Here is a 26,090-nt window from a genome sequence, read left to right as displayed (position 1 = left end):
CATAATAGGAACACCTATAACGAATAAATAAAGCTTAAAAGGAGTATGCTTATGAAAAAGAATATCCGTACCGTTTTATTTGGAGAGCTTGTACTTTTCATCGTTGTATTTCTTATCAGTACCCTCGGAACCAGCTTTGGTTTTTCTGCTGTCGCATGGTTTCTTGATGTGCCTTCGCTGATTCTTGTTTTACTTATTCTGATTCCCGGGCTCATTATCATGGGTGAGTGGAAAGATTTTTTGAATTCATTCTCAGTAGGGATAAAAGATTACAGACTTCTTGAACTAAAAAATATTATAGAAGCCGTAGGCGCTGCCCAGAAGCTTACTGTATTTGGAGCTCTTTTTGCCATCATAACTTCAGCAATAATTCTTATGGGACATTTATCTGAGCCGGAAACGTTTGGACCAAGCCTTGCTGTCTGCTTCCTTTCAGGTTTTTATGCAGTAATAATCGAGTTTTTTCTTTTGCCGCTTAAGTTAAATGCCGAGCGTAAGATGAATGAAGAGATGGACATGGAAGATGAATGATCCCGGAATTACAAAGGAGCAGTATCTTAATATAGCTCGTAAATTCGGATTTACGAAAAGAGAGCTTGAACTCGGATACCTTAAAGTGTCGGGGTTTTCAAATCATAGAATTGCTTATATGCTCGGAATTTCTCAGCAGACGGTAAAAAATCATTTCACTCACATTTATGAAAAGGCGTGGGTTCCCGGAAGAAAGGAATTCCAAGAGCTGTTTACACAGGATGGATAGTGATTATGAAGAGATCAGTTAAAAGAGCTATCATAATAATTTTAATTGCAAACGTCATCCTGATAGTTGCTGCTATTTGCGGGAGAATACTGAGCAGATTCGTTTATGAAGATCATCTTGATGAGCCTTTGATCACAGTTGATGATACCGAGATTACCTTAAGAGAATTTGGATATTACATATATGAAGTAGAAGAGTTTGTGCAGAACCAGGCTCTTTTGTATGATCCTGAGAATCCAAAGCACTGGTGGAATACCCACTTTTCAGCCGGCATGGATTCTCAGTTTGTCTGTGATTACGCCAAGAAGGTGGCGGTTAACACTTGTATATCAGATGAGATTTATTATAAAAGAGCTCTTTCTGAAGGAGTTGTATTAAGTAGCGCGGAAGAAAAACAAGCAATGGTCGAAGCAAAGATGATCTTAAGCAGCATGACCGGGAATCAGCTTGCAAGAACAGGGTTGGATGAAAGCATCCTCACTAATATGCGGATAAAACATGCTCTTGCAGTAAAATATGCCAAATTTCTTGTAAATACCTGTGATTTAACAGGATATTCCGAAGACCCAGAAAAGCTTCTAAACTGGGACGGCGTGTATTATCAAGAAAAGATTCTACCGGAACATACAGTAAAGACTAATGATAAGGTTCTGGATAAAATAACGTTGGGAAAAATAACAGTGAATTATGAGTAATTCTATTTGAATGTGTTAGAATTATTTCATGAAAACAAGAGAAGAAGCATTAAAATACGGATTATCTTTTCCGGATACTTATCAGGAAGCGCCTTTCCATGACCCAAACTGGCAGCTGGTGCGATATAAGTATAATAAAAAAGCATTCCTGTGGACTTATGAACGAGAGGGCTTTATAAATCTCAATGTGAAGGTTGATCCCGAGACGGCTTTTTTCTGGAGAAAGGCTTATAGCTCAGTTATTCCCGGATACCATCAGAATAAGGAGCATTGGAATACAATCATCCTCGATGGAAGTATCCCGGATAAAGACATAAAGCTCATGATTGCCGAGAGCTACGACCTGATAGCAGACTCTCCGACTAAGAGGATTTATGATGCTGTAGCCAGAATCCCAAAGGGATGTGTTGCAACTTATGCGCAGGTTGCAGAAGAAGCCGGGGATAGAAAGATGGCAAGAGCTGTAGGAAATGCTCTTCACAAAAACCCTGACCCCAGCACAATTCCCTGTCATCGTGTAGTAAACTCAAAAGGCGAACTTGCCGGCAACTATGCATTTGGCGGAGCCTGGAAGCAGGGAGAAATCCTGCTCTCTGAAGGCGTCGAAGTCAAAGATGGAGTTGTTGATTTACATAAATATCAATGGCGCAATAAATAATAAAGCCCTTTGCAGGGCTCTTTTATAAGAGAAAGAGCTCGACAACTTCAAATTTGACAAGATAATTTATATTGCACTTTATACTTGAAATAACTAATATTGTTAGTATAATATTAACTAACAATGTTAGTTATTTTTGATTAGGAGATGTTATGCCAAGAACAGGATTGTCTAAAGAAGAAATAGTAGAAAAAGCTGCAGAACTGGCCAACGAAAAGGGGCTGTCTTACTTGTCGGTTACTACACTGTCAGAATATTTAGGAATCAAGAAGCCGTCATTGTACAACCACATGAAGACCATAGAAGATATGCACAGAAGTCTTATGATATATGGGTGGCAAACTGTATCGGAAGATGTTGTCAGAGGAATTGATTCTTCAGATGAAAAAACAAATCTATTTGAGTACGGAAAAAAGTTCTATAAGTTTGCAATGGAGAATCCTGGCGTATTTGAAGCGATGCTCTGGTATAACAAATACTCAGATGACACGCTGCTTTCTGCCACAGAAGGATTATATTCTTTTTTCTTCAAGCAGACAGATGGCTTAGGGATAGATCGTGAGATCGCTAATCACTTGCTTCGAACATACAGGGCTTTTCTTGAAGGTTTTATTATGCTTCAGATTCATAATTCCTTTGGAAATCCAATATCATTGAAAGAGAGCTTTGAGATATCACTGAATGTGATGATATCCGGGATGGATGGGTATAGAAATAAGAGATAGTTTTCGATTTTGACGAAGGTGCCGGAGGTAAAGTTTCATGTGTGAAGAGCGTAAGTGGAAAAAGGATATACATATTCAACTTGCAGATATGAAATATCTTGATAGCTGCATAGACATTTTGCAAAACTCTGATTTAGGAAGAGCGTATTTCAGCGATCATGAAAAGGCAACTAATATGCTTACATATGCAGTGGAACAAAAAAACGTATATGTAGCACTGGATGAAAATGAGAAATGTTTAGGATTTATTTACTACATGACAAATGGTGTTTTTGGATGCTGCCCTTATCTTCATATTGTTGCTGTAAAGGAAGAATACAGGAGTTATGGTATCGGTAGACAGCTGATGAAGTATTTTGAAGATAATGCTTCTGATTCTCCTTCAGCAAAATATTTTTTGACTGTAGATGATTTTAACCCGAGGGCAAAGAAATTATATGAAAATCTGGGATATAAGTCTGTTGGAGAACTAACTGATTTTTATAAAAATGGGATTAACTGCTATCTGATGATGAAAAGAAGAGGGTAAAGATATGAGCCTACAATTTGTAAAAGCAAGCACTTCTGATGCTTTGACACTTAATGGAATATCTAAAAGAGCCTTTGATAGCGATGTTCAGGTTGGAGCACCGTCAGCTGGTGGGCCACCTGGATATATGTCTGTTTCTTATCACACAAAGATGGCCAGATCAAATCACTTGTATAAGCTCACGGACGATGGACTAATTGTTGGCGGTGCGATTCTATTTTTGGAAAAAGACAAGTTGAACATCGGAAGGATCTTTGTAAGCCCAGAGCATTATCGCAAAGGCTATGGAGTCTACATGATGCAGGAAATTGAGACAATGTTTTCAAATGTAAAGGAATTTGCATTAGATACACCCATTTGGAATGTCAGAACAAACGCCTTTTATACCAAGCTGGGATATGTGGAAGTGAGTCGGGATAATGAATTCATTTATTATATTAAGAAATGTGAGTGATGAGGGAGAAGAATCTTTATCCGTGTAGATGAAAGGGAATTGTGATCTACAAAATGAGATAAATCATGTGTTTCAGGAGGGATTATGTCAAAGCATTTAGTAAGGAATACAGTTTTAGCAACAGTTACGGTTCTTTTGTTCTACTTTGCCCAGGGGGCTGCGGTGGTCATGGGACAGCTTGAGGGCCTTAAGGCTATTACAGCACAGGCGGCTATTATATGGAGCTGTGCATTAGTAGCAATTGCATTTTTTCTTGTCAAGGATCACAGTCTTAGAGGGCTTGGCTTTCAGAAGCCCGTGAGTGGTATGGCTACAAGGTTTTTGTATTACGTTCCACTTATAATTGTGGCCCTGGCTGCTTTTGCCGGTGGAATCATGTCTGATGACAGCGGACTATTTATCCCTAATCTTATATTTACACTGGGGATAGGGCTGACAGAGGAACTATACTTCAGGGGCATCATTTGCAATATGTGGAAAGAAAAGGAGACAAAGGCCGTCATTATTTCATCAGTTCTTTTTGGAATGAGTCATCTGCTGAATGTAATGGGTGGGGCTGGTCTTGCAGAAACACTTTTGCAGATGGCATTTGCATTTACCTACGGAGTTGTAATGGCTTTTGTGATCCTCAGGACAAAGAGTATCTGGCTATGCATTTTGCTACATGCATTTCATGATTTCTGCGGTTTTATCACGAATGAAGGTGATATGAAACTGAACATAATAGTTGGAACTATCCAGTTTGCAGTGCTTCTGGCGTATTGCATATATCTGGTTAGGTTAATCACTTGGCGAGGTACTGACGAGCCTAGTGAGTAAGCTAGTTCTGACGAACGTAGTTCGGGCAGAACTTCATTATAAAGGAGAATGAAAACAATGAGTAATTATATAATTCGCTTAGAAGAACAGAAAGATTATAGAGATGTTGAAAATCTTGTAAGAGAGTCATTTTGGAACGTGTATCGTCCCGGATGCAGTGAGCACTATGTGATTCATGTGCTGAGGGACGATCCGGCATTTGTTCCGGAGCTTGATTTTGTCATGCACCTAAGCGTGCAGGAGAATGATCCGGGGGATCATTCTGTCGCAGAACAGGACGGAATGCTTATCGGTCAGAATATGTTTATGAAAACTGTTATTGAAGCTGATGATGGCAGGGAGATCCCGGTACTTACCATGGGACCAATAGGAATCACGCCGGAGCTTAAGCGCAAGGGTTATGGTAAGAAGCTGCTTGATCACTGCCTTGAGAAAGCAACAGAAATGGGATTCGGAGCAGTCCTTTTTGAGGGGAATATAGGATTATAACCCCAAGACGGACTACGTGTATGTAGAGCCTGTCTGTACTATCCCAAGCTATAGGGGAAGAGGAATAGCTAAGGCTGTAATTCATGAAGCGCTGAGTAGGGCAAAGAGGTTAGGTGCTAAGAGAGCTTTTGTAATATCAGACATGGATTTTTATTCCAGACTCGGTTTCAGAAATAAATACCACTACAGTTTTTATCAAAAACAAGGGGATTGAGAAAATGTCCAATAACATAGTATTAGCTACAGACAGTGACAGAGAGCAGTTAATGACTTTATACAAAGAGCAGGTTGGAAGAGAGTTTTGCGCATGGGATGAGGACTATCCTTCTACAGAAACAGAGCATACATTTTCTTGTAAACAAGTATAATATACCGGCAATCCGGTCATATGCAAAATTTGGCTTCAATGTTGTAGGTGAATGCTATATGTATGATCAGGAATTTTTGTGCTATGAGAAAGAGTTGTCCTGAACAAACATGAACATCTTACTATGCATGGGGTTACGGAGATGATTTTATATGGGGGAAAGAGCATGAGATTAGATGGTTTTGGGTTACTTGTAGAAGACATGGGGAAGATGATTCGCTTTTACAGGGATGTTCTCGGATTTGAGATCAAGGAAGAAGAGAATACTTCTAATGTTTATCTTGTAAAGGATGGAACACTTTTTCTGCTTTACGGCAGGAAGGATTTTGAGAAGATGACAAGCCGGCGGTATGAGTATATAAAAGGGCTCAACGGACATTTTGAAATAGCGCTGTATGTTGATACATTTAAAGAAGTGGATGAAGCTTATAATAAGGCTGTACAAAACGGTGCAACATCAGTCCTTGCACCTGAACTAGAACCCTGGGGGCAGAGAACCTGTTATATAGCAGATCCTGAAGGCAACCTGATTGAGATTGGTTCATGGAATAAGCCTTACGAGTCAAAAGACATTTCGGAGGAATAAAGACATGGCATTCGATTACAAGAAGGAGTACAAAGAATTCTACGAGATTTACCTTAGCGATGCAAGGAAAGTGGTGCCAGAGAAGCTTAAGACGGTTATAAGACATCCTATTAGAAAGGAGAGCTGACTATGGAGTATATCAGGGTTACAAAAGAGAATCTGGAAGAGGAGCATATCTGCTGTGCCATATCCAACAATAAAGATATACAGGTATCATCCAAGAAAGCCTGGCTTGCTGACAGATTTGATGAAGGGCTTGTTTTCTTAAAGAGTGTCGAACGCGGTAAATGCTTTATTGAATATATCCCGGCAGAGTATGCGTGGAATCCAATAAATGCACCGGAATATATGTATATCGATTGTCTGTGGGTTTCAGGTTCCTTAAAGGGACATGGATATTCAAGTGATCTTCTTAATGAGTGCATAAAGGACAGTAAGGAAAAGGGAAAGAAGGGAATTTGCATATTATCTGCTGCTAAGAAAAAGCCATTCCTTTCTGATCCAAAGTTTCTAGCATTCAAAGGCTTTCAAGTTTGTGATGAAGCCGATAATGGAATCCAGCTGTGGTATCTGTCCTTTGAAAAAAGTGTTGAAACACCATGCTTCAAGGAATGTGCAAAGCATCCTCGTATCGATGAAAAAGGATACGTGCTTTATTACACGAATCAGTGCCCATTTAATGCCAAGTATGTGCCTGTTTTGGAAGAGACTGCAAAGGACATTGGAATACCGTTTAGAGCAATCAGAATAGAGACCAGAGATCAGGCTCAAAATGCTCCAACACCAATTACCACATATGCACTGTTCTGTGATGGGGATTATGTAACTAATGAGCAAATGAATGATAAGAAGTTTTTAAAACTGGTCAATGCAAATCTTTAATATTATCATGACTTAGGGAGTTCAGTTTTACATGAACTTCCTTTTTATTGTATATTATGATAATGGACAACGAGAGTTTTCTTAGGACGTTATTTGCCTAAGAAGAGGCTTGTTTGACTAAAGGAAAGGAGAAGTCGGCTATGTGGAATATAATTATCATCCCGTTCCTGGGTACAGCGCTGGGAGCGGCCAGTGTATTTTTGTTTAAACAAGAGATGAGCCAGAAAATGCAGCGTGCCCTGACAGGGTTTGCATCAGGAGTGATGGTATCTGCATCTTTTTTCAGCCTTCTGCTTCCTGCGCTTGATCAGACAGCAGATATGGGAAAACTTGGATTTCTTCCTGTATCGGTCGGTTTTGGAATAGGTATGCTTTTTCTGTTGGTAATGGATATGGTGACACCACACATGCATCTCGATAAAAATGAGGAAGGTCCAAGGAGCGGGCTTAAGAGAACAACCAAGCTTGTCCTGGCGGTAACTCTCCATAATCTTCCTGAAGGAATGGCGGTAGGAATAGTATGCGCAGGCTGGCTTTACGGGAACAGCGCAATCTCTTTTACAGGAGCACTTGCCCTGGCAATCGGTATCGCAATACAGAACTTCCCTGAGGGTGCAATCGTTTCTATGCCGCTTCTGAGTGAGGGCGTTCCCAAAGGAAAGACATTCCTTTATGGTGTCCTGTCCGGAATTGTTGAGCCTATAGGTGCACTTTTAGTCATTGCTGCATCAGGTTTTTTTATTCCGATGATGCCATATCTTTTGAGTTTTGCTGCAGGAGCTATGATATATGTGGTAGTAGAGGAACTCATTCCTGAGATGTCGGAGGGTGAGCACTCAAATATCGGAACAATCTCTTTTGCCCTGGGATTCATACTCATGATGGCGCTGGATGTAGGGCTGGGGTGACAGATCTTGATAAGCCTGTTTCCGGAGGCCCCAAAGGCTTCCGGGATTTTTTTATCTTTTGTTGACTTCATCGCTATGCTGTGTTAACGTAGTAAAAACATATTCATATTTGTTGGGAGGAAAGTATGGGAACACAGATTGTTATTGGAGTCGTAATTGTATTGTATCTGGCCATGATGATCCTCATCGGCGTTATCTTTTCCAAGGGTAATGATGATGCCGGTGATTTCTACCTTGGTGGAAGAAAGCTTGGTCCCTTTGTGGCCGCCATGAGTGCAGAAGCTTCTGATATGAGCAGCTGGCTGCTTCTTGGTATACCGGGACTTGCTTATCTTTCCGGTATGGCAGATGCCACCTGGACCATCATCGGTCTTGCAATCGGAACATATCTTAACTGGTTGTTTGTGGCTAAGAGGCTCAGAAAGAGCACTGAGCAGCTCGGAGCTATCACAATACCGGAATACTTCTCAGCCAGATATAAGGATGAGAAAAAGATCATAACACTGATTTCTGCAGTAATTATCGTAATATTCTTTATCCCCTATGTTGCATCAGGCTTTGCTGCTTGCGGAAAACTTTTTAATACACTGTTTGGAGTTGACTATCATTTTGCCATGATAGTAAGTGCCCTCATTATTGCGCTGTACTGCTCAATGGGAGGCTTTAAGGCAGTATGTATGACAGACCTGATTCAGAGTATTGCCATGACATTGTCCCTGGTAATCGTAATTTTCTTTGGAATAACTCAGGCAGGCGGCTGGGATGCCGTGGTTGAAAATGCAAAGTCTCTTCCGGGTTATTTCAGCATTACCCAGATCCACGATCCTGTAACAAAAACTGCCAGCCCTTATGGAGCGTTAACTGCTTGTTCCATGCTGGCCTGGGGACTTGGATATTTCGGAATGCCACATATCCTGGTCCGTTTCATGGCTATCGAAGATGAAGAGAAGATCAAGATCTCAAGAAGAGTAGCCAGTGTATGGGTTGTTATTGCTATGTTTGTTGCTCTTACTATCGGCGTAATAGGTCTTGCCATGAGCAATATCGGAGCTATCCCTGTTCTTGAAGGAAGCGGTAATGCAGAAAGAGTCATCATTTACATCACTAATCTTATGAGTACATACGGAATTATTCCTGCAATAATTGCCGGAGTAATCCTTTCCGGAATCCTGGCAGCTACCATGTCTACTGCTGATTCCCAGCTTCTTGCATCAGCTTCTGCCATTTCATCAGATCTTATCCAGGCCTTTGGCAAAAAGAAACTTGATGACGAGAACCAGGTAAAGGTTGCAAAGATCACAGTTCTGATTATTTCAGTAATTGCTATCTTCATTGCAAGGGATCCTGATTCATCTGTTTTCCAGATTGTATCCTTTGCATGGGCAGGCTTTGGTGCGGCCTTTGGACCGGTTGTCCTTCTGTCTTTGTTCTGGAAGCGTTCAAACCTTTACGGAGCTCTTGCAGGTATGATTGCAGGCGGAGCTGCAGTATTCATCTGGAAATTTGGTATTGCAAAGCTTGGCGGCGGATTTGCAATTTACGAGCTTCTTCCGGCATTCCTGATCGCGCTTATTGTCAACGTGATCGTCAGCCTGGCCACAAAAACTTCAGAAGCGTAAGCACTTACCTGGACCCCGGAACTTATCCGGGGTTCTTTTTTATGGTATCATTTATTAGGAAAGGTGGGTGGACAGCAAAATGTTTGGCGCAATTGAAGCTGGCGGAACCAAGATGGTTGTGGCAATCGGGGATGAGAAGGGTAATATCCTTGAACAGAAGGAGATACCTACTACCACGCCCCAGGAGACTATGTCACATGTGGTTGAGTTTTTCAAAAGAGATAACGTTGAGGCCATAGGTATCGGAGCATTCGGACCTGTGTGCGTAGATATAACATCACCTGATTATGGAAGGATCGGAAAGACACCAAAGCTTCCCTGGGTCAACTTTTCCTGGAAGGAAGCCTTTGAAGAAATCGGAATCCCTGTTGCAGTAGATACTGACGTGAACGTGGCAGCCCTGGGAGAAGTGGTATACGGAAGCGCCAAGGGCCTTTCTGACATGATCTACATCACCGTAGGAACAGGAATCGGCGTTGGTGTTTACCTTGGCGGAAAGCTCCTTCACGGAATGATGCATCCGGAAGCCGGGCACGTTATTATTGGGAAAAGAGCTGATGATCACTTTGAAGGTGCATGCCCATATCACAAGGACTGCTTCGAAGGACTGGCTTCAGGACCCGCTCTGGAAGCACGTTACGGAAAGCCGGCAGCTCTTTTAACTGAAAATGAAGATGTCTGGGAGCTGGAAGCAGACTATATTGCAAAGGCAATAATGATGTATATATGCTGTTATTCGCCGAGAAAGGTCATACTGGGCGGAGGAGTAATGCATGTGGAAAAACTCTTTCCCATGATTAGAGAAAAGACACTTAAGTACATGAACGGATATATCACAGCGAAAGAGCTGGATGACATAGAGAATTATATTGTTCCTGCAGGCCTAAAGGGAGAACAGGGAATTAAGGGAGCATTGTATCTGGCGGCTGAGCTGAAAAGATAAAGAAATGATTGGAGATTGACGTGACCAGAAGAGAAGCAGCAATGGATAATTTCTATAAAGGGTATAACTGTTCGCAGGCCCTGACACTGGCTTTTGCGGACCTGGTGGACCTTGATGAAAAGACTCTTTCCAGGATGGCATCATCCTTTGGTGGTGGAATGGGAAGGCTGAGGGAAGTATGTGGCTCTGTAAGTGGGATGTTCATGATAACAGGACTACTTTATGGATATGATGGGCCTGAAACAGGAGACGTTAAGGCTGAACACTATGCCCGGATCCAGGAGCTGGCCAGAAGATTTGAGGAAAAACATGGGACAATAGTCTGCAGGGAAATGCTGGGACTTAGTGTGCGCCATGATGTTCCTGTTCCGGAAGCGAGGACCAGGGAATACTATAAGAAGCGTCCCTGTGCAGAGATCATCGGAGACGCAGCCGAGATACTGGAGGAGTACATAAAAGAGCAGGCTTTGGAGAAGGACAAATGAAGAAAAAAACTGGGGTGTTTTCATACTTAATGATAATACTTGGAGCAATTATGGCGAGTTTTTCTGTTGCGCTCATATTGCTTCCAAATGATGCCATAGACTATGGAACGGCTGGTGTTGCTATCATCATAAGCAAACTCACGGGCTTTCATCTGCCGCTTTGTGTATTGCTTGTTTTTCTGCCGTTCATTATTGCAGGGCATATTTTCCTTGGAAAGCAATTCACTGTCAAAGCTGCTGTTGGATCAGTGGTTTACATGGTTGGACTGGATTTCTTTGAGGAGATTCCTTTTGAACTGAGTACCGAGCACTTTTTGGCTGTGGCATTTGGCGGAGCTATCCTCGGCGCAGGCTTGGCGCTGATCCTTCGATATGGCGGATGTATTGACGGTTCTGAAATTCTGGCCAACATAGTTGTAAAAAGACTCTCCGACAAGACGGGACGTAACTACAGTCTGACTCCGATTCTTCTGGCTTTTAATGCATGTGTGTATATAACTGTATTTGTGGTCATCGATGAGACAGCAGCTCTTTTAAGCCTTCTGGTGTATGTAGTTGCTACGGCTGTGGTTGATCACTTTACCGATCACTTTGAAGCAATCAAGCAGGTTACGATCATCACCCAAGATCCTGAGGGAATCATCAAGGATATCAAGGACAAGCTGAACAAGACCTGTACTATCATGGATTCACGCGGTGCCATTGCAGGAGAGAACAACACTCTTATCTGCTACATCAGTTATTTCGAGCTGCCCATGATGAAAGAGATTATCTCCACGCACTCAGGCAGTTTCAGTACTGTGTCCACGATAGATGAGATTTTGAGATGAGTAATGACATTAAACTTATCCGCAGCAAGCGGAGGACCATATCAATTGAAATTACAACTGATGCCCAGGTTATAGTAAGGGCACCATATTATGCTTCTGTAAGCGAGATCAACCGCGTTATCGGCGAGAAGTCCGATTGGATCCACAAGCATCTTCAGAAGATGGAAAAGCTACAAAAAGAGAGGGCGGAGCATCCACAGAATGAGTTGACCCCGCAGGAAATAAGGCTTCTGACCACAAGGGCCAAGAGGATCATTCCCCAGAGGGTTCGTTATTACGCAGGTATCATGGGTGTGGAGTATGGACGCATCACCATCAGGATGCAAAAGAGCCGGTGGGGGAGCTGTTCAGCTAAGGGAAACCTGAATTTTAACTGCCTTTTGATGAGGACTCCCGATGAGATCATTGATTACGTGGTGGTTCACGAGCTGTGCCATTTAAAAGAGCTAAACCACTCCGACAGGTTCTGGGCAGAGGTTGAAAAGGTGTTCCCCGATTACAAGGAGCGCAGGAAATGGCTTAAGGATCATGGGAACGAAATAATATACGAGTAATGAAAAAAGTTAGTGCAACTTAAACGTTTTCGTTGTATGATTATGTCTGGAGGATTGCAACAGCGAAGCGGAACAATCCGTATCTCAATCATATAGTTGATAAAAAAGGGGTGTAGCGATGAGGAAATTTGAAGGTTACCAGAAAGGCGTGAATCTGGGAGGATGGCTTTCCCAGGCTGACGAGAAGACTAAGGAACATTACGATACATTTATTGGCAAGGAAGATATCAAGAGAATTGCCGGCTGGGGCTGCGACCATGTTCGTCTCCCAATCGACTACATCGTTATTGAGGGCGAGGATGGCTCAATGCTTGAAGAGGGCTATACCTACGTGGACAACTGCATCAGCTGGTGCAGAGAGTTTGGCCTCAACATACTGATAGATATGCATAACACATTTGGATATACCTTTGATCCATTGGAGGTTAACGGAGATAAGGAGATCTTCTTCCACAATGAGGCTCTTCAGGAGAGATTCTACATCATGTGGGATCGCATCTCCAAGAGATATGCAGGGCAGAAGGACGTTGCCTTCGAGCTTCTCAACGAGGTTATCTCTCCTGATATCAAGGACGAGTGGAATGCTATTGCTGACAAGGCTATAGATACAATCAGAAAGAACGCTCCTGATTCATATGTTGTTGTTGGCGGTGTTTGGTACAACAACGTAAGAAGCGTACCTTTCCTTAATCCTCCTAAGGATGATCATGTGGTATACAACTTCCACTGCTATGAGCCTATGATCTTTACTCATCAGAGGGCATGGTGGATGGAGAATATGCCAAAAGACATTACAGTTGAATATCCTGCAACTACCGCAGAATACTCTGAAAAGTCCAAGGATCTTGATCCTGACTGGGCAGGCGCTATTCTTAAGATGAAGGCTAAGGAGACAAACGCTGAGTACTTCGCAGAGCTTTTCGAGCCTGCAGTAGAAGCTGCTACAAAGAACAACGCTCCTTTGTACTGCGGTGAGTACGGTGTTATCGACCAGGCTCCTGTAAATCCTTCAACCATCAACTGGCTCAAGGATATCCACGCTGCTTTCGAGAAATACGGTATCGGAAGAGCTCTTTGGGTATACAAGGAGAAGGACTTCGGAATCGTTGGTCCTCACTATGACGAGATCAGGGATGAGATGGTAAAGAATCTTTAATTGCTCTTCCCATACAGGCTCTGGTACTCCTTCGGCGACATTCCGTACTCTTTTCGGAAAGCCTTGAAGAAGCTGGAGTAATCTCTAAAACCGAATCTTTCAAACGTCTTGCTGATGCTGTCTCCATTTGTTATGGAGTCACGGCATTCGGCAAGGCGCTTTTTTATTATGTACTGATGGAGCGAAATACCCAGGGTGTCCTTGAAAAGGTGGGATACGTAGTACTTGCTGACAAAGAACTTACCGGCTATATCTTCCAGAGACAGTGGCTCTTCCAAATTGTTCTCAACGTAGGATAAGATATTCTGGAAAAGAGATATCTCATCATTTCCGGTGTGCTTGTGCTCTTCATCGTATATGGTTCGATTGATAGTCAGGATCAGGTCACAAAGGCACAGATGTCTTGCGGCAGCAGAACCGTACCGGTCGCTGGATATTTCCTCAAGAAGTCGCAAAAACCTTGACTCCACCAAATGAAACTGAGCTGGAGCCAGGTGATAGATGTACTTGTGAAATGCTTCTGCCTTCTGTATCAGGTACATGTAATCGACAGATTCACTCATGAGTGATGCACAACACTCACGACTTATCCAGAACACAAACCTTCTGTAGCTAAGGTCTGGATTATCCATGATGGCGTGGTGTTTAATCCCCGGGGGAACCAGCATCAGGTCTCCCGGAGACATCTTATGTTTCTCCGATTTTTCTTTTCCCGGAAGGATCTCCATGGTAATGTCGCCCTCAAGAAACAGGTAGCATTCGTAGTAATCATGGGAATGGGGCGGGAGAGTTGTGAAGTTCCTGTCGGAGTAGTAGAAGACCTCAAAGTCCGAAGAAACCATGTATTGTCTTGTGTTGAAGGATGATCTTAGTTTGTTTTTCATGGAAATAATTCTATAACAATTTTTGCAATGTCTGCAACAAATACTTCTTTGACATGGCACATATATGATTGTAAAATGGTAAAAGTATGAAAATTAGATGAGTTGGAGGTAAATTATATGAAAATTTGTGCTAGTTGCGGAACTCAGGTTTCGGATGATGCAGCTTTCTGCAATAATTGTGGAAGCCCACTTGTAAACAAAGAAGTTGAGACAGGCGCTCCTTCAGCAGCTCCTGCAGGGGATACAAATGCTCAGGCTCCTCAGCCAACACCACAGCCGGCTCCACAGCCTGCGCCTGGATTCCAGGGTGGACAGCAGCAGTTTGGACAGGCTCCATCACAGTATCAGCCATATCCTAAGTATGATCCATCAGATCACACAGCAGAGTTTGACCCAAGAGATATAGCAGACAACAAGCTTTTTGCTGTTATTCCTTATCTCATTGGCTTGCTTGCTGGTCTTGTAGCAGGTATCTATATTAAGGATTCAGCGTTCTATAAGTTCCACTTTAAGAACGCACTCAGACTGGAGATTGCTACTCTTCTTGCACTTATCCCGGCAATCATTCCTTTCCTTGGATGGGTTGTTTCAGGCATCCTTATTGCGATTATTTTAGTTATTGAGATCATTGCCATTGTTCAGGTGTTCCAGGGCAAGGCTAAGGATCTTCCAATTGTTGGTTCAATCGGATTCCTTAAGTAAGAGAACCTGCGAGAACGAATAATCAGGAATGGAGGCTTTTATATGTCAAGGGTAGCAAATAAAGAACAGTACGAAGAGTCTTTAAAGTCAAAGGGCGGCCTTAAATACAGCGAGCGCAGCAGATGGCTCCTTTTCGGCCTGCCTTGGACTTTTACAAAGTATGAGATAAGGGACAATGACTTTACCATCATCAAAGGATTCTTTACAGTCAGAGAGAATGACTGCTACATGTATAAGATCAGTGATGTTGAGGTCACAAGTACTTTCATGCAGAGACTGGCTGGTTTGTCTACGATAATTCTTTACACCTCTGATGTTACCGACAGAACTATCGTTATGAAGAACGTTAAGCACGGTAAGGAGATAAAGGATTTCATCCTTCAGGCCTCTGAGTCTGCGCGCCTTCGCCGCAGAACTGTAAACATGCAGGATATCGGTTTTGGTGCCGGAGATATCCACGATGTGGATGACATGGATGATCTTAACGGACATTTTGATAACTGATTTATTCGTCCAGGTAATCCTGGATGATGAGCTGATCAAATTAAAAAATGAGGACTGTGTGACGCTTTGTGCGTTGCACAGTCTTTTCGCTTACGAGAAAACATTAAATTCTTAAGACTTTCTTAAGATTAGCAGCAGAAATTCTTAAGATTGGTCTTGCCCTATTTACAGGTGTTTTTATTTGTGCTATTTTTGTTTTCGTTAGATATGAAATGAAATTAAATCTTCTGCCCTTACGGGCAATCGCTTATGCATGCAGCGCTTCCAATGTGCTGTAGGTAATTTGAGGTTCGGGAATTCCTCAAAACCTTTTCTTGCAACGGCGAGTCTTCCAAACACTAAAACATGCAGAGAATATCCTTTCGGTGTATTTTTGCGCCCTTTTTGCCGGTCAGGGAATCCGGCAAGGTTCTCGCGCACTCTTTTTCCCTTCGTGGGTCTTTGTTCTCTGCGTGTTTGGTGGATTGTCTTTTTCCTGAATTCCAGGGAAATAAGAGAATGCATAAAAGAGATGCTGTGCTATAATGAATGAGTTATGAGTATGAATGGATCACTTGATTTTTTGAATATGATAAAGAATGGGGCAGAAAAGAGTTCCGGCAAGATTGCAGTCATAGATACTGAGACCAACTGGCACGATGAGGTCATGTCGGTAGGAGTTGCGATTGCGGATGAAAAGAGCTTTAAGTGCGTTGACAGGCGCTACTATATTATCGAGCCTGAATGCCGCGTGGGAGGTTTCTTTTCCGGCGTGATGTATAAGTGCCAGGACAAACCCTTTGAATCTGAGAGGGACAGAGTCTTGGAGGAAGTCAGAAGATATCTTGATGGCTATGGGGTGACCAGAATTTTTGCGTATAATGGCAAATTTGACGTGGGGCACCTTCCGGAACTTGCAGATTATGAATGGTATGATATCATGCGCCTTGCGGCCTACAAACAGTTCAACAGCGCAATACCTGCTTCCGCAGAGTGCTGCAAGACAGGTCGCCTGAAAAGAGATTACGGCGTAGAGCCAATCATGCGGATGCTTACAGGAAACTCCAGATATTTCGAGGTTCACAACGCAGTACTTGACGCGGTAGATGAGCTGAAGATAATGGAGCTTCTTGGACATGAAATAGAAATGTATGAATGTGCAAGATTATAAAGACTTTTTCCTTAGGGAGAGGGTCTTTTTCTTTTGGGATAATATGCGCTACTTATCGGCGCTGATAAGAAATATATATCGTGAAATATGTTGACCATACTGGAATAAAGAGCTATCATCTGTATAATTATTCAAATGATAAGTAGGAGGAGTAAAGTTATGAGTACATCAGTTTTGACCAGAAGTACAGCGGAGTCTATTAAATCAAAGGGGTACGTGAAGTGGATAACGCTGACAGCTCTTTTCATGGCTATCAATATAGCTGTTTCCAGTTTCGGAATTCCGGTTCCCGGAGGGCATCTGTATCTGTGCGATACCATCATTTGTACAGCAGCTCTTTTGATGGATCCGCTCTCAGCCTTTATCGTGGGCGGCGTAGGTTCTTTCCTTGGAGACATGCTCTTTTACCCGGCACCAATGTTCGTTTCCCTGGTGACTCATGGCCTTCAGGCTCTTGTAATCTCTGGAATCGTTCACTCGGGCATTGTCAGGAACTCTAAGCAGCGCTTCTGGGTGTCCCTTGTGGCAACTCTCATCGGCGGCGTGATAATGGTTGTTGGCTACACCCTTGGCAAAATCTATGTGTACAGTACCTTCGAGTATGCAATGATCAAGCTCCCTTACGAGATAGCCCAGGCACTGCTCGGTGTTGTTGGATCACTGGTTCTTTGCTACAAGGCAGGGCTTTATAAGATCTTTAATAGGCTGGAGCAGTGAAAGCAAAATACCCGCATACGGGTAAAAATCATTGACGTCAGGTTCTAATGCTCCTACAATGGAATTGGGAGGGATTGGAGGCGTGAATGGACATTAAGGAATTGAAGGAACGGAAGAAGGCTCTGAAACTCACCACGGCAGAACTGGCTTATCTTGCGGAACTTCCTGTGAGCACTGTCAGCAAGATCATGACTGGCGAGACCAAGAAGCCTTCATATATGACAATTGAGAAGATAGATAAGGTTCTGTCCCATGAGGAGATGCTTTCAAGGGTCAGGGCATACGCCGATGCAATCCTGAAATATATACAGGAGCATCCTAACGAGAGTGTGGATCAGATTCAGTTTGAAAAGAACTATCGCAAGGAGCATGGGCTGGACAATGCGCCGTTGCCTTATGCACAGTCTGATGCTAGGGCTGCCGGGGAGATGGGGAAAACCGATGGCAGCCTTGCCCTTAGTCACATGGGAAATGTCACTGTACAGATGCTTGACGAGATTGGCGAAGATAGGCGTATTGAACTTATTGACGGTCATTTGATCATCAATGAATATCCTAAGATGAGACATCAGATGGTGGTCCAGAATTTGGGAAGGATCATAGACGATTTCATTCGAAGCAACAGCGGAGATTGTAAAGTGTTCAGTGTTGGCGTCAATGTCTATCTCGATGAAGATGATTATACCCTAGTGGTACCTGACATTGTGGTTCTTTGCGATGACTCAAGACTAAACGACAACGGAATTGTGGGGCCTCCAGACTGGGGAATAGAGGTAACATCCCCCAGCACCCGAATCCGCGACTATGGCAAGAAGATGCACAAGTACATGGACGCTGGAGTCCGTGAATACTGGATCATCGACCTGGAAAAAGAAAAAGTCACAACCTACATAGAGGGCGAACCCATGATGGTATACATCTATAGCTTTGAGGACGAAATCCCGGTGTATATCTATGACGGGAAGCTGGAGGTGTGTGTTGGGACACTGTAAGGGCTAAATTATAAATTTATTATAAAAAAGCGTAGATTTTAACACAAAATCTGCGCTTTTTCCTATGACAAAACACCAAATATAGGGTATAATAAATAATAGCAGTTATTTATTGGAATTAATTTACGAAAATCTGATAATTTCTCTAAGATAACTGCAGAAAATGCCGATGTATATACTAGGAGTGTCTTTATCGAATTGTACTCCTAACGTCAGAACCTATGAGGGGGTTATGATAACATGGCAAAAACCGCAGTGTTGCGTCAGGAATCATTGAGCAACGTTACAACAGGCAAGAAGATCATTGAGCTGAACTATCAGGAAATCTATGATCATAAGCCTAACATTTACAAATGGGTGAAAAGAGCTTTCGACGTAGTTGCAGCAAGCATCGCCCTTATAGTTCTGTCGCCGGTATTTCTTTTAGCAGCTATCGCTATAGAGCTTGAAGATGGGGGACCAGTGTTCTTTACTCAGCAGAGAATGGGTAAGGACATGAAAAGCTTCAAGATCTACAAGTTCAGGAGCATGTACAAGAATGCGGAGGCTCAGTTTGAGCGGATGCAGGCTCAAAACGAGCAGACTGGACATGCCTTCAAGATCAAGAATGACCCCAGAATCACTCATGTAGGACGATTCATCAGAAGATATTCCATCGATGAGCTTCCTCAGCTTCTCAACATCATCAAAGGCGACATGAGCATTGTTGGCCCAAGGCCAATCCTCACTTCCCAGATGGAAGAGTGCAACGCCTACGAGAGGCAGCGTACCATTGTAAAGCCAGGTCTTACCTGCTACTGGCAGGTTTGTGGCAGAGCTAAGATCAAATGGGACAGATGGGTTGAGCTGGATCTTCAGTACATTGAAGATATGAGTATTCTCAAGGATCTTGAGCTTATATTAAAAACCATCCCTGCAGTATTTGGTAAGGATGGAGCATATTGATTTAATCGATTGATTACCGTGGTGGCTTGTTGAGTCACCACGGTTTTTATCTTTATAATATCTTAAGAAATATCGACGCTATTCTTAAGAAATTTCGATAGTAGTTCTTAAGATTTTCCTGATAGAGTATTTCTTGCTTGCCTAGCTGGAAAAATCTATAATTAAAGGAGAAAAGAACTATTGGCTACAAGGAAAGTAACAATCAATCGAGAAAACAAAGACCGGCTTTTTAACTTCATTTTTGGAAGAAAAGAAAACCAGAAATGGACACTGCAATTATATAATGCGGTTAACCATTCAAATTATAGAAAACCTGATGAAATCAAATTCAATACCCTTGATAATTTTTTGTATGTCAGCATGAAAAATGATACATCTTTTATATTTGCTGGATGCATGAACCTGTTTGAACATCAGTCCACATATAATCCAAATATACCAGTTAGGCTGATGCAATATATTGCACAGCTTTATGAAGGATATATTGTTGATAATAAGCTGGATAAATATGGTGAGACACTAATAGAACTTCCGGTGCCCAGGCTTGTGGTGTTTTATAATGGTGAAGAAGATATTCGGGATGAAGTGCTTCTTAACCTCAGCGATTCTTTTGATAAAAGACTTTGCGAAAAGGCTGACATAGAAGTAAAAGTCAGGATGCTCAACATTAATGCTGGACATAATAAAGACCTAATGGAGGCATGCAAACCACTCTCGGAATACTCCTGGTTCGTGGAAACAATTAGGCAACACAAAAAAACAATGTCTCTGGAAGATTCTGTTACCCAGGCTATACAGGGAATGCCTGATTCCTATGAAATCAAGTCTTTTTTGAAATTACATTTGGCGGAGGTGAATAGTATGTTATCAATGGAATATCAAGAGAAAAATGCAAAAGACCTTATTGCTAAAGCTAATTTCAAAAAGGGAAAAGAGTCTCGTGACAAAGAAAAAATAACTGAGATGTTGAAGGATGGGAAAACACCTGAGGCGATAGCTGATTTCTGCAAGTATCCTTTGGAGCAGGTGAAAAAGGTGCAGGAAGAATTACTTGCTGAAGTATAAGTTGATTAGATAATACCATAAAGATGAGTACAAGAAAGCGTAGATTGAGCACAAAATCTACGCTTTTTTCTATGACAAATAACAAGATATAGAATATAATTAATTTATGAATATACTGTACAAAAGGTGAAAATTATGAAGCAAAATAGAAGGACATGCAAAAGTATAGTGAAAAAAATATTGCAGTGGGGATACCGTTTTATGCAGGAACATTGGATTTTGTTTAGGGCGCTCGTGTGGCTAGAAGCTATGGGTGTTACAGAGTGGCTAATGGTATCTTTTTCAGATACAGAAAGAAATGTGAATCATAAAGCATTGGAATTAAATAGAGCTTTTTTTGTGGAAAGACAAGATGATGTTAAAAGGGTGTTAAAACTATTAGAGGATGAGAAATCCAAAAAAGTCTTTAAAGCATGTATTGATTATAGATCGTATCATACTAAGATTCCTTCTGGATTGTATTCTGAGAAAAATCAGTACTTTGATGAGCAGTTAATTGTTTTAAAAAATCAGGAATTATTTATTGACTGCGGAGCGTTTATTGGGGATACTATACAGATTTTCATTATGAGAGCAAAAAAAGCAAGGATAAAGGATTATTCAATTGTAGCTTTTGAGCCTTCAAGTCGTAATGCAGCCATTATTGAAAAGTATTTCAAGAAGAATGCTAAAGTTCGGTTAGTAAAAAAAGGAGTCTCTAATTGTAAAAAAGCGGTTCCGTTCATTCAAGATGGATTAAAATCTAAAGTGGACTTTAATTCAGAATTTGAACGTGAACATATTGAGGTCGTTCCTCTGGATTCGATTGAAGAATGCCAAAAGGCTACTTATATTAAGATGGATATTGAAGGACAGGAGTTAAGTGCATTAGAGGGAGCCAAAACGATAATTCAGAAAAATAAACCCAAATTGGCAATATGTATCTACCATAGTAATGAAGACATGTTAGATATTCCAATATATATAAAAAAATTAAATCCTCAGTATAAATTGTATGTTAGGCATTATTCAAGAGGTGCTTCGGAAACAGTTTTATATGCCATATGATTTAGCGGAAAGGTTAAAATGTTAGGAATTGATAATAATGATATCAGCATAATAATACCTGTATATAACGTTGAAAAATATATTGATAAGTTCATGGTTAGCTTAAGTAAACAGACGATTCAAAATTTCATTGCTATTTTTATTGATGATAATTCTTCAGATGATTCGATAAGAATAGTAAATCAATATTTACCTTTTTTTAATGATAGAATTGTTATAATTATGAACAACAGTAATTTGGGCCCAGGAGTTTCTCGAAATGTTGGGTTGGATTATTTGGAAACCCATAGAACAAAATATGTTACATTTTTGGATCCTGATGATTGGATGGATGATGAATATTTGGAAGATTTATATAGTAATGCAGAAAATGATAATTTGGATATATGCATTAGTGGCCTTGTGAGATATAATGAGGAACTTTCAAAAGATGTATGTACTGAGATGGTAAAAATGAAGTCTGATAAAGTTACGAACGTAGAGGATTGTGACGAACTGGCTTATATTAACACATGTCTTTATTCAAAATTGTTCAGATATGAACCTATAAGCACCGTGAGATTTAAGAAAATGAGAAGATCAGAGGATACCTGTTATCTTTTTGAGGCTCTGAATAGGTACAATACGTTAAAATTCACGAACCATGCGTATTATCACTATTGTGTCAGAAAAGATTCTTTGACCGGAAATATGAATTATGAAAAGTATCATACTATGCATAAAGAATTTGCTTTACTGTTGTCAGAATTTGCAGAGTGTCACAGTAAAATATTAGAGCAATTTGTTTCGCAGATTTTTATAAGAAGCTCCATTGGTGGTGTGTACAGACTTTCTTTGGATGATATTAAGAGTGCAATACGCTTAGAAAAAAAAGAATATGATTATTTGGAAAAAAAAGTAAATAATTGGAGAAGGTGTAAGTATCTTACTCTAAGAGGTGTGATTATTGGCGGCTTAAAGGGAGCAGCATTGGTGAGTTGTGCATATCTGTACAAATTACACGTTTTTTCTCTTTTTGTAATGTTTTATTCTTTTGTTTCAAAAAAATTGGGGATTGAAGTGAGAATGTGAGTAAGCCAATATGAAGGAACATAATGATTTTTCGAAGAACCTTAAATACTGGAAAAAAAACTATTTTCAGGGTGAGTGCAGCGAGTTAGAAGAGATTCTTAGAAATAATAAAAGCAGAATAAATGATACTAATGAATTGTGCTATTATGCCAAGGAAGTAGGATATGAGATTCTAGGTCCAATATTGGTTGGTTTTTTAAAATGGCTTAATTACAGATTGAAGAGCTTTGATTACAAAAAGATTTTTTTCTTTTCCAGAGAGGGAAGATTTATACAAAAAGCATATAATACGGCATATGGAATTGATGACCATGCAACCTACATGTATGTTTCAAGAAGGGCTATTTCTAACGCATTGCTTTCTTTCTCAATGTCATATTCGGAAATAATAACGATTATTTCTGTGTTTTTGAGGACACCAACATTTGAAACTCTATGTAATGTATGTTGCCTTGACAAAAAGCAATTCGAGAAAGAATTGGCGGAGTGTAACCTCAGGCTTTCAGATAATGTATATATTGATGAAAAAGAAAAGCAGAATCGTCTCTATGGGATAATTATGAGGTTAGGTGGACATTATTTCTATGAACAGAATGTGCTTCTATCAAGTTACTTAGAGCAGATATCTTTTGACAGCTCAGTTGCAGTTTGTGATGTTGGATGGCAAGGAACCATTCAATATTATCTTCAAAGTTTTTTGTCTCTATGCAAAAAGAATACAGACATACATGGTTTTTATTTGGGGCTTAGGGTTGTAAACCAAAAAGAGAAGTATCCTGGAATAAAAAAAGAAGGTTATCTATTTGATTTACACAACAATAGAAACTTAGATTACATGTTTAGATTTACAAATGAATTATTTGAAATGATGTTTATGGGAGGAGAGGGGAGTCTTCTATCATATACTAAAAGCACTAATGGTGAGGTGCTTCCAGTTTTTTCTCCATTAGAATATAGAGAATGTGACATCGAATTTATTGAGAATATTCAAACTGGAGCATTGATGTTTGTGTCGGCATACTATAATGATTCTGCTATGAGTGGAAAACTACTATCTCCAGATGTTGTGACAAAAGGGTACGTGGAATATGCAGTTAAACCAACTATGGCAACTGTTAATAGGTATAGAGATTTTGGAGTATATGAAGAAAAAATTTTACCAATGGTTCCCAAGAATGGTTTTTCCTTCTATTTGTTTCATCCACATGCTTTTTTTCATGATCTTACGTTTTACAATAAAATATTCTTTTTGAAAAAAATATTTCGGGTAAGACTTCCATATTATCACATCTTAAGAATAGTTGTTGATGTTATAGATTATAGAAGTGATTATAGAAAGAAAGTTGACTAGCACGTGATCATGGTTATAAACAAATATAATAAACAGCTTAATGAGTTCAAATAATGTATACCAGGATGATTGCTATGGAAAGTGAAATAAAAGTGCTTGGTGCAATAGTTACATATAATCCGAATGTAGAAAGAATCTGTGAAGGAATAATGAGTCTGTCGGATTCGACGGATGGAATTATAATATTTGATAATAATTCAGTAAATGCTATTGAGATGCAAAATCGCATCAATGAGCTAAAGATTAAACTGCATATTATATTTGGGGATAGTAATATGGGGATAGCATTTGCACTTTCAGAAATAATGAAATATGCACAAGCAAATGACTATGAATGGGTTATTACTCTAGACCAAGATTCTATTGCAGATGAAAGGCTGATATATGAATATAAGAAATACATTGCTCCGGGAATAGGGGCGATGACTTGTCTGATTAGGGATAGAGGTTATGGGTCTACAGAATATGATAGGCGGGATGAGATTGTTGATGTAAAAGACTGTATCACATCGGGATGCTTTATGAACGTTGAGGCTTATGGAGAATCAGAAGGATATGATGCTAGCCTTTTTATTGATTATGTGGATACTGATATTTGTTATTCTCTAATAGAAAATAAATATAGGATTGTTAGAATTCCATATGAAGGCCTTCTTCATGAATATGGTTTAAATGGAAAGAAGAAGCGATTTATAAATCGTGAAATAGTAGTAACGGAGCATCCTGCATGGCGTAAGTACTACATGGCAAGAAATAGAATAATATTATATAAAAAGCATCCTAGACTTATTTCTTCAAAAGAGGTTGTCGTTAATGAGTTGGGGATTGTAATAAAATCGTTGTATGAAAAAAATAGTTTATCACATATCTTGAAGGCTGTTACAGGAATAGTTGATGGATTAACTTATCGGGTATCAAATGAAAACTAGTGAATTAGTAGAATTAAAACATAGTGCAGTATGCGACTACTTGTTTTTTGCTTACTTCATATTAATAGTGATTGATGGTATGTTTGATCTTTCTATCCTATATCCCCTTCTTTCTTTGAGTATTATTCTTCTTGATTCAATGTTTGTGCATAAGAAAGAGTTCATACTAGTTAATCCTCTGAGAATGAAAAAGGGAATACGCGTATATGCATTGTTTTTGGCTTATGAAGTAGCAAACACTGTTTTTTTTGCAATTTCATCTAGATCGGTGTACGCAACAGAAGCAGTTTACATCTTACTTAATCAGATAATTGTATTCTTTATGATGCTTTACTTTGCACCATATATTACATGGGATACTCTCATTCTTTTACTACGAAATTTTGGTGTGATGTTAGCTATTATTGGAGCTTTGGAATCGTATACAAAACACGCTTTTTTTCCGACAATGAAACATTGGACCAAATCAACTTTGGCACTAAATGGGACAGAAGCATTTCGTAGTTATACAGTTTTTACACATCCAATTGTAAATAGTTTCTTTTTGTTGTTTTTTCTTTCATTGCTATATTACTATCCATTAAAGAACAAGATATTTAATTTATGTGTTTGGTTTATTGCACTATACGCTATCATAGGTGCAGGAGCAAAGAGTGGTTGGCTTACTTTAAGTGGAGTTTTGGCCATAATATTCATAAAACAGCTAACTCAAAAAATAAATATTAGCAGATTTTTGGGCTTTTTTATGGCATTAGTTTTTATAGTATTATTGTTTTTTTTACTTAAAGAACCATTTAGTGAGCTGTATTTTAAAGTGTATAGAAAAATGAGTGCAGTAATCGTTTCAAATAGTAAGGATCTGTCAAGAAAACATCGTTTATTGATGATTGTCAGAGCGCTCTATTATTTAAGTAAGGATTATGTTTGCTTGATTTTTGGTAGAGGTTCTTATTATGGACTTCAATTTGCAAGAGAGCATTCACTTAACGATTCGTGGGCAATTATTGACAATCAGTTTATTACCTATTGGCTTGGAACAGGTATAATTGGTGTGTTGCTTTTTTTATATAATCTGATAATTTCTATTGGTTATATTTTTAGGAAATGTGATAAGTATAAAGGTATGGCATCACTATCATTGATGGTTTTTTATGTTGAGATTTTCTTTTTTGAAGGTATGCAATGGAAAGTGTGCTGCTTCATTTTTATGAGCATGCTTTTTCTGCTAAATAAACAAGATGAATTGTCTGTAATTCAGAATGAATAGTATATGT

General features: G+C 40.1%; 33 protein-coding genes and 1 pseudogene. 33 read left to right on the top strand and 1 reads right to left on the bottom strand.

The genetic code is table 11. The features are described 5' to 3' along the window. Positions 1 to 51 precede the first annotated feature (51 nt). From BO18_RS03930 to BO18_RS03845, 21 genes and pseudogenes are all read left to right on the top strand, one after another. On the top strand, positions 52 to 531 hold the full coding sequence (locus BO18_RS03930) for a hypothetical protein (RefSeq protein WP_026652444.1): 480 nt from the start codon (positions 52 to 54) through the stop codon (positions 529 to 531). After that, positions 503 to 760 (top strand): helix-turn-helix transcriptional regulator, encoded by a 258-nt coding sequence (locus tag BO18_RS03925; RefSeq protein WP_081860899.1) that lies wholly within the window; start codon positions 503 to 505, stop codon positions 758 to 760. The genes BO18_RS03930 and BO18_RS03925 overlap by 29 nt, the downstream gene beginning before the upstream one ends. A gap of 5 nt (positions 761 to 765) precedes the next feature. Continuing rightward, positions 766 to 1,455: a hypothetical protein gene (locus BO18_RS03920; protein ID WP_034443760.1), complete on the top strand. Its 690-nt coding sequence runs from the start codon at positions 766 to 768 to the stop codon at positions 1,453 to 1,455. A 28-nt stretch (positions 1,456 to 1,483) separates the two neighbouring features. Then, positions 1,484 to 2,113, top strand: a complete 630-nt coding sequence (locus BO18_RS03915; RefSeq protein ID WP_022778134.1) for a methylated-DNA--[protein]-cysteine S-methyltransferase — start codon at positions 1,484 to 1,486, stop codon at positions 2,111 to 2,113. Between the two features lie 152 nt (positions 2,114 to 2,265). Continuing rightward, entirely contained in the window at positions 2,266 to 2,838 is a 573-nt protein-coding gene (locus BO18_RS03910) for a TetR/AcrR family transcriptional regulator (RefSeq protein WP_034443756.1), read from the top strand. Positions 2,839 to 2,875: 37 nt separating this feature from the next. Beyond that, positions 2,876 to 3,367 (top strand): GNAT family N-acetyltransferase, encoded by a 492-nt coding sequence (locus BO18_RS03905; protein WP_034443754.1) that lies wholly within the window; start codon positions 2,876 to 2,878, stop codon positions 3,365 to 3,367. 4 nt (positions 3,368 to 3,371) lie between these two features. Continuing rightward, a complete protein-coding gene (locus BO18_RS03900) occupies positions 3,372 to 3,821 on the top strand; it encodes a GNAT family N-acetyltransferase (protein ID WP_034443752.1) in 450 nt (149 codons plus the stop codon). An 84-nt stretch (positions 3,822 to 3,905) separates the two neighbouring features. Continuing rightward, positions 3,906 to 4,640: a CPBP family intramembrane glutamic endopeptidase gene (locus tag BO18_RS03895; protein WP_034443750.1), complete on the top strand. Its 735-nt coding sequence runs from the start codon at positions 3,906 to 3,908 to the stop codon at positions 4,638 to 4,640. Between the two features lie 57 nt (positions 4,641 to 4,697). Then, on the top strand, positions 4,698 to 5,129 hold the full coding sequence (locus BO18_RS03890; protein ID WP_242856509.1) for a GNAT family N-acetyltransferase: 432 nt from the start codon (positions 4,698 to 4,700) through the stop codon (positions 5,127 to 5,129). Between the two features lie 16 nt (positions 5,130 to 5,145). Beyond that, positions 5,146 to 5,343 carry a GNAT family N-acetyltransferase gene (locus BO18_RS36595; protein WP_081860898.1) on the top strand — a complete coding sequence of 66 codons (198 nt, stop codon included), beginning with the start codon at positions 5,146 to 5,148 and terminating at the stop codon, positions 5,341 to 5,343. A gap of 4 nt (positions 5,344 to 5,347) precedes the next feature. Then, the gene (locus BO18_RS35480; protein WP_242856508.1) at positions 5,348 to 5,497 is read left to right on the top strand and encodes a hypothetical protein; all 150 of its coding nucleotides are present in this window, start codon (positions 5,348 to 5,350) and stop codon (positions 5,495 to 5,497) included. 165 nt (positions 5,498 to 5,662) lie between these two features. Continuing rightward, on the top strand, positions 5,663 to 6,082 hold the full coding sequence (locus tag BO18_RS03885; RefSeq protein ID WP_034443748.1) for a VOC family protein: 420 nt from the start codon (positions 5,663 to 5,665) through the stop codon (positions 6,080 to 6,082). Positions 6,083 to 6,122: 40 nt separating this feature from the next. After that, positions 6,123 to 6,209 (top strand): annotated as a pseudogene (locus tag BO18_RS35475) (GyrI-like domain-containing protein); the annotation flags it as partial. A gap of 2 nt (positions 6,210 to 6,211) precedes the next feature. Beyond that, on the top strand, positions 6,212 to 6,964 hold the full coding sequence (locus tag BO18_RS03880) for an N-acetyltransferase (protein ID WP_034443746.1): 753 nt from the start codon (positions 6,212 to 6,214) through the stop codon (positions 6,962 to 6,964). 140 nt (positions 6,965 to 7,104) lie between these two features. Next, positions 7,105 to 7,872, top strand: a complete 768-nt coding sequence (locus BO18_RS03875; protein ID WP_034443745.1) for a ZIP family metal transporter — start codon at positions 7,105 to 7,107, stop codon at positions 7,870 to 7,872. 125 nt (positions 7,873 to 7,997) lie between these two features. Beyond that, entirely contained in the window at positions 7,998 to 9,491 is a 1,494-nt protein-coding gene (locus BO18_RS03870) for a sodium/proline symporter (RefSeq protein ID WP_034443743.1), read from the top strand. A gap of 79 nt (positions 9,492 to 9,570) precedes the next feature. Beyond that, the gene (locus BO18_RS03865) at positions 9,571 to 10,434 is read left to right on the top strand and encodes an ROK family protein (protein WP_034443741.1); all 864 of its coding nucleotides are present in this window, start codon (positions 9,571 to 9,573) and stop codon (positions 10,432 to 10,434) included. A gap of 20 nt (positions 10,435 to 10,454) precedes the next feature. Beyond that, complete coding sequence (locus BO18_RS03860; RefSeq protein ID WP_330379393.1) at positions 10,455 to 10,919, top strand: C-GCAxxG-C-C family protein; 465 nt, start codon at positions 10,455 to 10,457, stop codon at positions 10,917 to 10,919. Continuing rightward, on the top strand, positions 10,916 to 11,749 hold the full coding sequence (locus tag BO18_RS03855) for a YitT family protein (protein WP_034443740.1): 834 nt from the start codon (positions 10,916 to 10,918) through the stop codon (positions 11,747 to 11,749). The genes BO18_RS03860 and BO18_RS03855 overlap by 4 nt, the downstream gene beginning before the upstream one ends. Then, on the top strand, positions 11,746 to 12,303 hold the full coding sequence (locus BO18_RS03850) for a M48 family metallopeptidase (protein WP_034443738.1): 558 nt from the start codon (positions 11,746 to 11,748) through the stop codon (positions 12,301 to 12,303). The genes BO18_RS03855 and BO18_RS03850 overlap by 4 nt, the downstream gene beginning before the upstream one ends. A 118-nt stretch (positions 12,304 to 12,421) precedes the next feature. Beyond that, complete coding sequence (locus BO18_RS03845) at positions 12,422 to 13,459, top strand: glycoside hydrolase family 5 protein (protein WP_034443735.1); 1,038 nt, start codon at positions 12,422 to 12,424, stop codon at positions 13,457 to 13,459. Here the strand turns inward: BO18_RS03845 and BO18_RS03840 are convergent. After that, entirely contained in the window at positions 13,456 to 14,343 is an 888-nt protein-coding gene (locus tag BO18_RS03840; RefSeq protein WP_034443732.1) for an AraC family transcriptional regulator, read from the bottom strand. The two genes, BO18_RS03845 and BO18_RS03840, sit on opposite strands and share 4 nt — an antisense overlap. A 117-nt stretch (positions 14,344 to 14,460) precedes the next feature. Here BO18_RS03840 and BO18_RS03835 point away from each other — a divergent pair, with 117 nt between their 5' ends. From BO18_RS03835 to BO18_RS03780, 12 genes are all read left to right on the top strand, one after another. Beyond that, a complete protein-coding gene (locus BO18_RS03835) occupies positions 14,461 to 15,045 on the top strand; it encodes a zinc-ribbon domain-containing protein (protein ID WP_034443731.1) in 585 nt (194 codons plus the stop codon). Between the two features lie 42 nt (positions 15,046 to 15,087). Beyond that, positions 15,088 to 15,549 carry a PH domain-containing protein gene (locus tag BO18_RS03830; protein WP_034443728.1) on the top strand — a complete coding sequence of 154 codons (462 nt, stop codon included), beginning with the start codon at positions 15,088 to 15,090 and terminating at the stop codon, positions 15,547 to 15,549. Between the two features lie 541 nt (positions 15,550 to 16,090). Continuing rightward, on the top strand, positions 16,091 to 16,699 hold the full coding sequence (locus BO18_RS03825) for a hypothetical protein (protein WP_242856507.1): 609 nt from the start codon (positions 16,091 to 16,093) through the stop codon (positions 16,697 to 16,699). Between the two features lie 159 nt (positions 16,700 to 16,858). Then, positions 16,859 to 17,416: an ECF transporter S component gene (locus tag BO18_RS03820; protein ID WP_051688489.1), complete on the top strand. Its 558-nt coding sequence runs from the start codon at positions 16,859 to 16,861 to the stop codon at positions 17,414 to 17,416. 86 nt (positions 17,417 to 17,502) lie between these two features. Next, entirely contained in the window at positions 17,503 to 18,408 is a 906-nt protein-coding gene (locus tag BO18_RS32405; protein WP_051688488.1) for a Uma2 family endonuclease, read from the top strand. 240 nt (positions 18,409 to 18,648) lie between these two features. Further along, positions 18,649 to 19,353, top strand: coding sequence for a sugar transferase (locus BO18_RS03810; protein WP_051688487.1), 705 nt, complete (start codon positions 18,649 to 18,651; stop codon positions 19,351 to 19,353). A 180-nt stretch (positions 19,354 to 19,533) separates the two neighbouring features. Next, positions 19,534 to 20,418, top strand: a complete 885-nt coding sequence (locus BO18_RS03805) for an Rpn family recombination-promoting nuclease/putative transposase (protein ID WP_051688486.1) — start codon at positions 19,534 to 19,536, stop codon at positions 20,416 to 20,418. Positions 20,419 to 20,553: 135 nt separating this feature from the next. Continuing rightward, positions 20,554 to 21,465 carry an FkbM family methyltransferase gene (locus BO18_RS03800; RefSeq protein ID WP_034443725.1) on the top strand — a complete coding sequence of 304 codons (912 nt, stop codon included), beginning with the start codon at positions 20,554 to 20,556 and terminating at the stop codon, positions 21,463 to 21,465. A gap of 18 nt (positions 21,466 to 21,483) precedes the next feature. After that, the gene (locus BO18_RS32400; RefSeq protein WP_051688485.1) at positions 21,484 to 22,536 is read left to right on the top strand and encodes a glycosyltransferase family 2 protein; all 1,053 of its coding nucleotides are present in this window, start codon (positions 21,484 to 21,486) and stop codon (positions 22,534 to 22,536) included. Between the two features lie 10 nt (positions 22,537 to 22,546). Next, positions 22,547 to 23,887 carry a hypothetical protein gene (locus BO18_RS03790; protein WP_034443722.1) on the top strand — a complete coding sequence of 447 codons (1,341 nt, stop codon included), beginning with the start codon at positions 22,547 to 22,549 and terminating at the stop codon, positions 23,885 to 23,887. Between the two features lie 74 nt (positions 23,888 to 23,961). Continuing rightward, the gene (locus BO18_RS03785) at positions 23,962 to 24,816 is read left to right on the top strand and encodes a glycosyltransferase (RefSeq protein WP_185752344.1); all 855 of its coding nucleotides are present in this window, start codon (positions 23,962 to 23,964) and stop codon (positions 24,814 to 24,816) included. Further along, on the top strand, positions 24,806 to 26,083 hold the full coding sequence (locus BO18_RS03780; protein WP_034443720.1) for an O-antigen ligase family protein: 1,278 nt from the start codon (positions 24,806 to 24,808) through the stop codon (positions 26,081 to 26,083). Before BO18_RS03785 ends, BO18_RS03780 begins: the two co-directional genes overlap by 11 nt. The last annotated feature ends 7 nt before the right edge of the window (positions 26,084 to 26,090 follow it).

It is taken from the genome of Butyrivibrio sp. AE2032 (genome assembly GCF_000702965.1).
The sequence above is the reverse complement of the archived record's forward strand: the minus strand, read 5'-3'. Positions and strand labels throughout refer to the sequence as shown.

Coding starts and splice junctions, on each gene's coding strand:
- BO18_RS03875 (WP_034443745.1), top strand. CDS start 7,105: ATGTGGAATATAATTATCATCCCGTTCCTGGGTACAGCGCTGGGAGCG.
- BO18_RS03885 (WP_034443748.1), top strand. CDS start 5,663: ATGAGATTAGATGGTTTTGGGTTACTTGTAGAAGACATGGGGAAGATG.
- BO18_RS03920 (WP_034443760.1), top strand. CDS start 766: ATGAAGAGATCAGTTAAAAGAGCTATCATAATAATTTTAATTGCAAAC.
- BO18_RS03840 (WP_034443732.1), bottom strand. CDS start 14,343: ATGAAAAACAAACTAAGATCATCCTTCAACACAAGACAATACATGGTT.
- BO18_RS03915 (WP_022778134.1), top strand. CDS start 1,484: ATGAAAACAAGAGAAGAAGCATTAAAATACGGATTATCTTTTCCGGAT.
- BO18_RS03925 (WP_081860899.1), top strand. CDS start 503: ATGAAGAGATGGACATGGAAGATGAATGATCCCGGAATTACAAAGGAG.
- BO18_RS03855 (WP_034443740.1), top strand. CDS start 10,916: ATGAAGAAAAAAACTGGGGTGTTTTCATACTTAATGATAATACTTGGA.
- BO18_RS03900 (WP_034443752.1), top strand. CDS start 3,372: ATGAGCCTACAATTTGTAAAAGCAAGCACTTCTGATGCTTTGACACTT.
- BO18_RS03800 (WP_034443725.1), top strand. CDS start 20,554: ATGAAGCAAAATAGAAGGACATGCAAAAGTATAGTGAAAAAAATATTG.
- BO18_RS03850 (WP_034443738.1), top strand. CDS start 11,746: ATGAGTAATGACATTAAACTTATCCGCAGCAAGCGGAGGACCATATCA.
- BO18_RS03905 (WP_034443754.1), top strand. CDS start 2,876: ATGTGTGAAGAGCGTAAGTGGAAAAAGGATATACATATTCAACTTGCA.
- BO18_RS03830 (WP_034443728.1), top strand. CDS start 15,088: ATGTCAAGGGTAGCAAATAAAGAACAGTACGAAGAGTCTTTAAAGTCA.
- BO18_RS35480 (WP_242856508.1), top strand. CDS start 5,348: ATGTCCAATAACATAGTATTAGCTACAGACAGTGACAGAGAGCAGTTA.
- BO18_RS03780 (WP_034443720.1), top strand. CDS start 24,806: ATGAAAACTAGTGAATTAGTAGAATTAAAACATAGTGCAGTATGCGAC.
- BO18_RS32400 (WP_051688485.1), top strand. CDS start 21,484: ATGTTAGGAATTGATAATAATGATATCAGCATAATAATACCTGTATAT.
- BO18_RS03820 (WP_051688489.1), top strand. CDS start 16,859: ATGAGTACATCAGTTTTGACCAGAAGTACAGCGGAGTCTATTAAATCA.
- BO18_RS03870 (WP_034443743.1), top strand. CDS start 7,998: ATGGGAACACAGATTGTTATTGGAGTCGTAATTGTATTGTATCTGGCC.
- BO18_RS03910 (WP_034443756.1), top strand. CDS start 2,266: ATGCCAAGAACAGGATTGTCTAAAGAAGAAATAGTAGAAAAAGCTGCA.
- BO18_RS03810 (WP_051688487.1), top strand. CDS start 18,649: ATGGCAAAAACCGCAGTGTTGCGTCAGGAATCATTGAGCAACGTTACA.
- BO18_RS03845 (WP_034443735.1), top strand. CDS start 12,422: ATGAGGAAATTTGAAGGTTACCAGAAAGGCGTGAATCTGGGAGGATGG.
- BO18_RS03785 (WP_185752344.1), top strand. CDS start 23,962: ATGGAAAGTGAAATAAAAGTGCTTGGTGCAATAGTTACATATAATCCG.
- BO18_RS03835 (WP_034443731.1), top strand. CDS start 14,461: ATGAAAATTTGTGCTAGTTGCGGAACTCAGGTTTCGGATGATGCAGCT.
- BO18_RS32405 (WP_051688488.1), top strand. CDS start 17,503: ATGGACATTAAGGAATTGAAGGAACGGAAGAAGGCTCTGAAACTCACC.
- BO18_RS03825 (WP_242856507.1), top strand. CDS start 16,091: ATGAATGGATCACTTGATTTTTTGAATATGATAAAGAATGGGGCAGAA.
- BO18_RS03865 (WP_034443741.1), top strand. CDS start 9,571: ATGTTTGGCGCAATTGAAGCTGGCGGAACCAAGATGGTTGTGGCAATC.
- BO18_RS03790 (WP_034443722.1), top strand. CDS start 22,547: ATGAAGGAACATAATGATTTTTCGAAGAACCTTAAATACTGGAAAAAA.
- BO18_RS03895 (WP_034443750.1), top strand. CDS start 3,906: ATGTCAAAGCATTTAGTAAGGAATACAGTTTTAGCAACAGTTACGGTT.
- BO18_RS03890 (WP_242856509.1), top strand. CDS start 4,698: ATGAGTAATTATATAATTCGCTTAGAAGAACAGAAAGATTATAGAGAT.
- BO18_RS03880 (WP_034443746.1), top strand. CDS start 6,212: ATGGAGTATATCAGGGTTACAAAAGAGAATCTGGAAGAGGAGCATATC.
- BO18_RS03930 (WP_026652444.1), top strand. CDS start 52: ATGAAAAAGAATATCCGTACCGTTTTATTTGGAGAGCTTGTACTTTTC.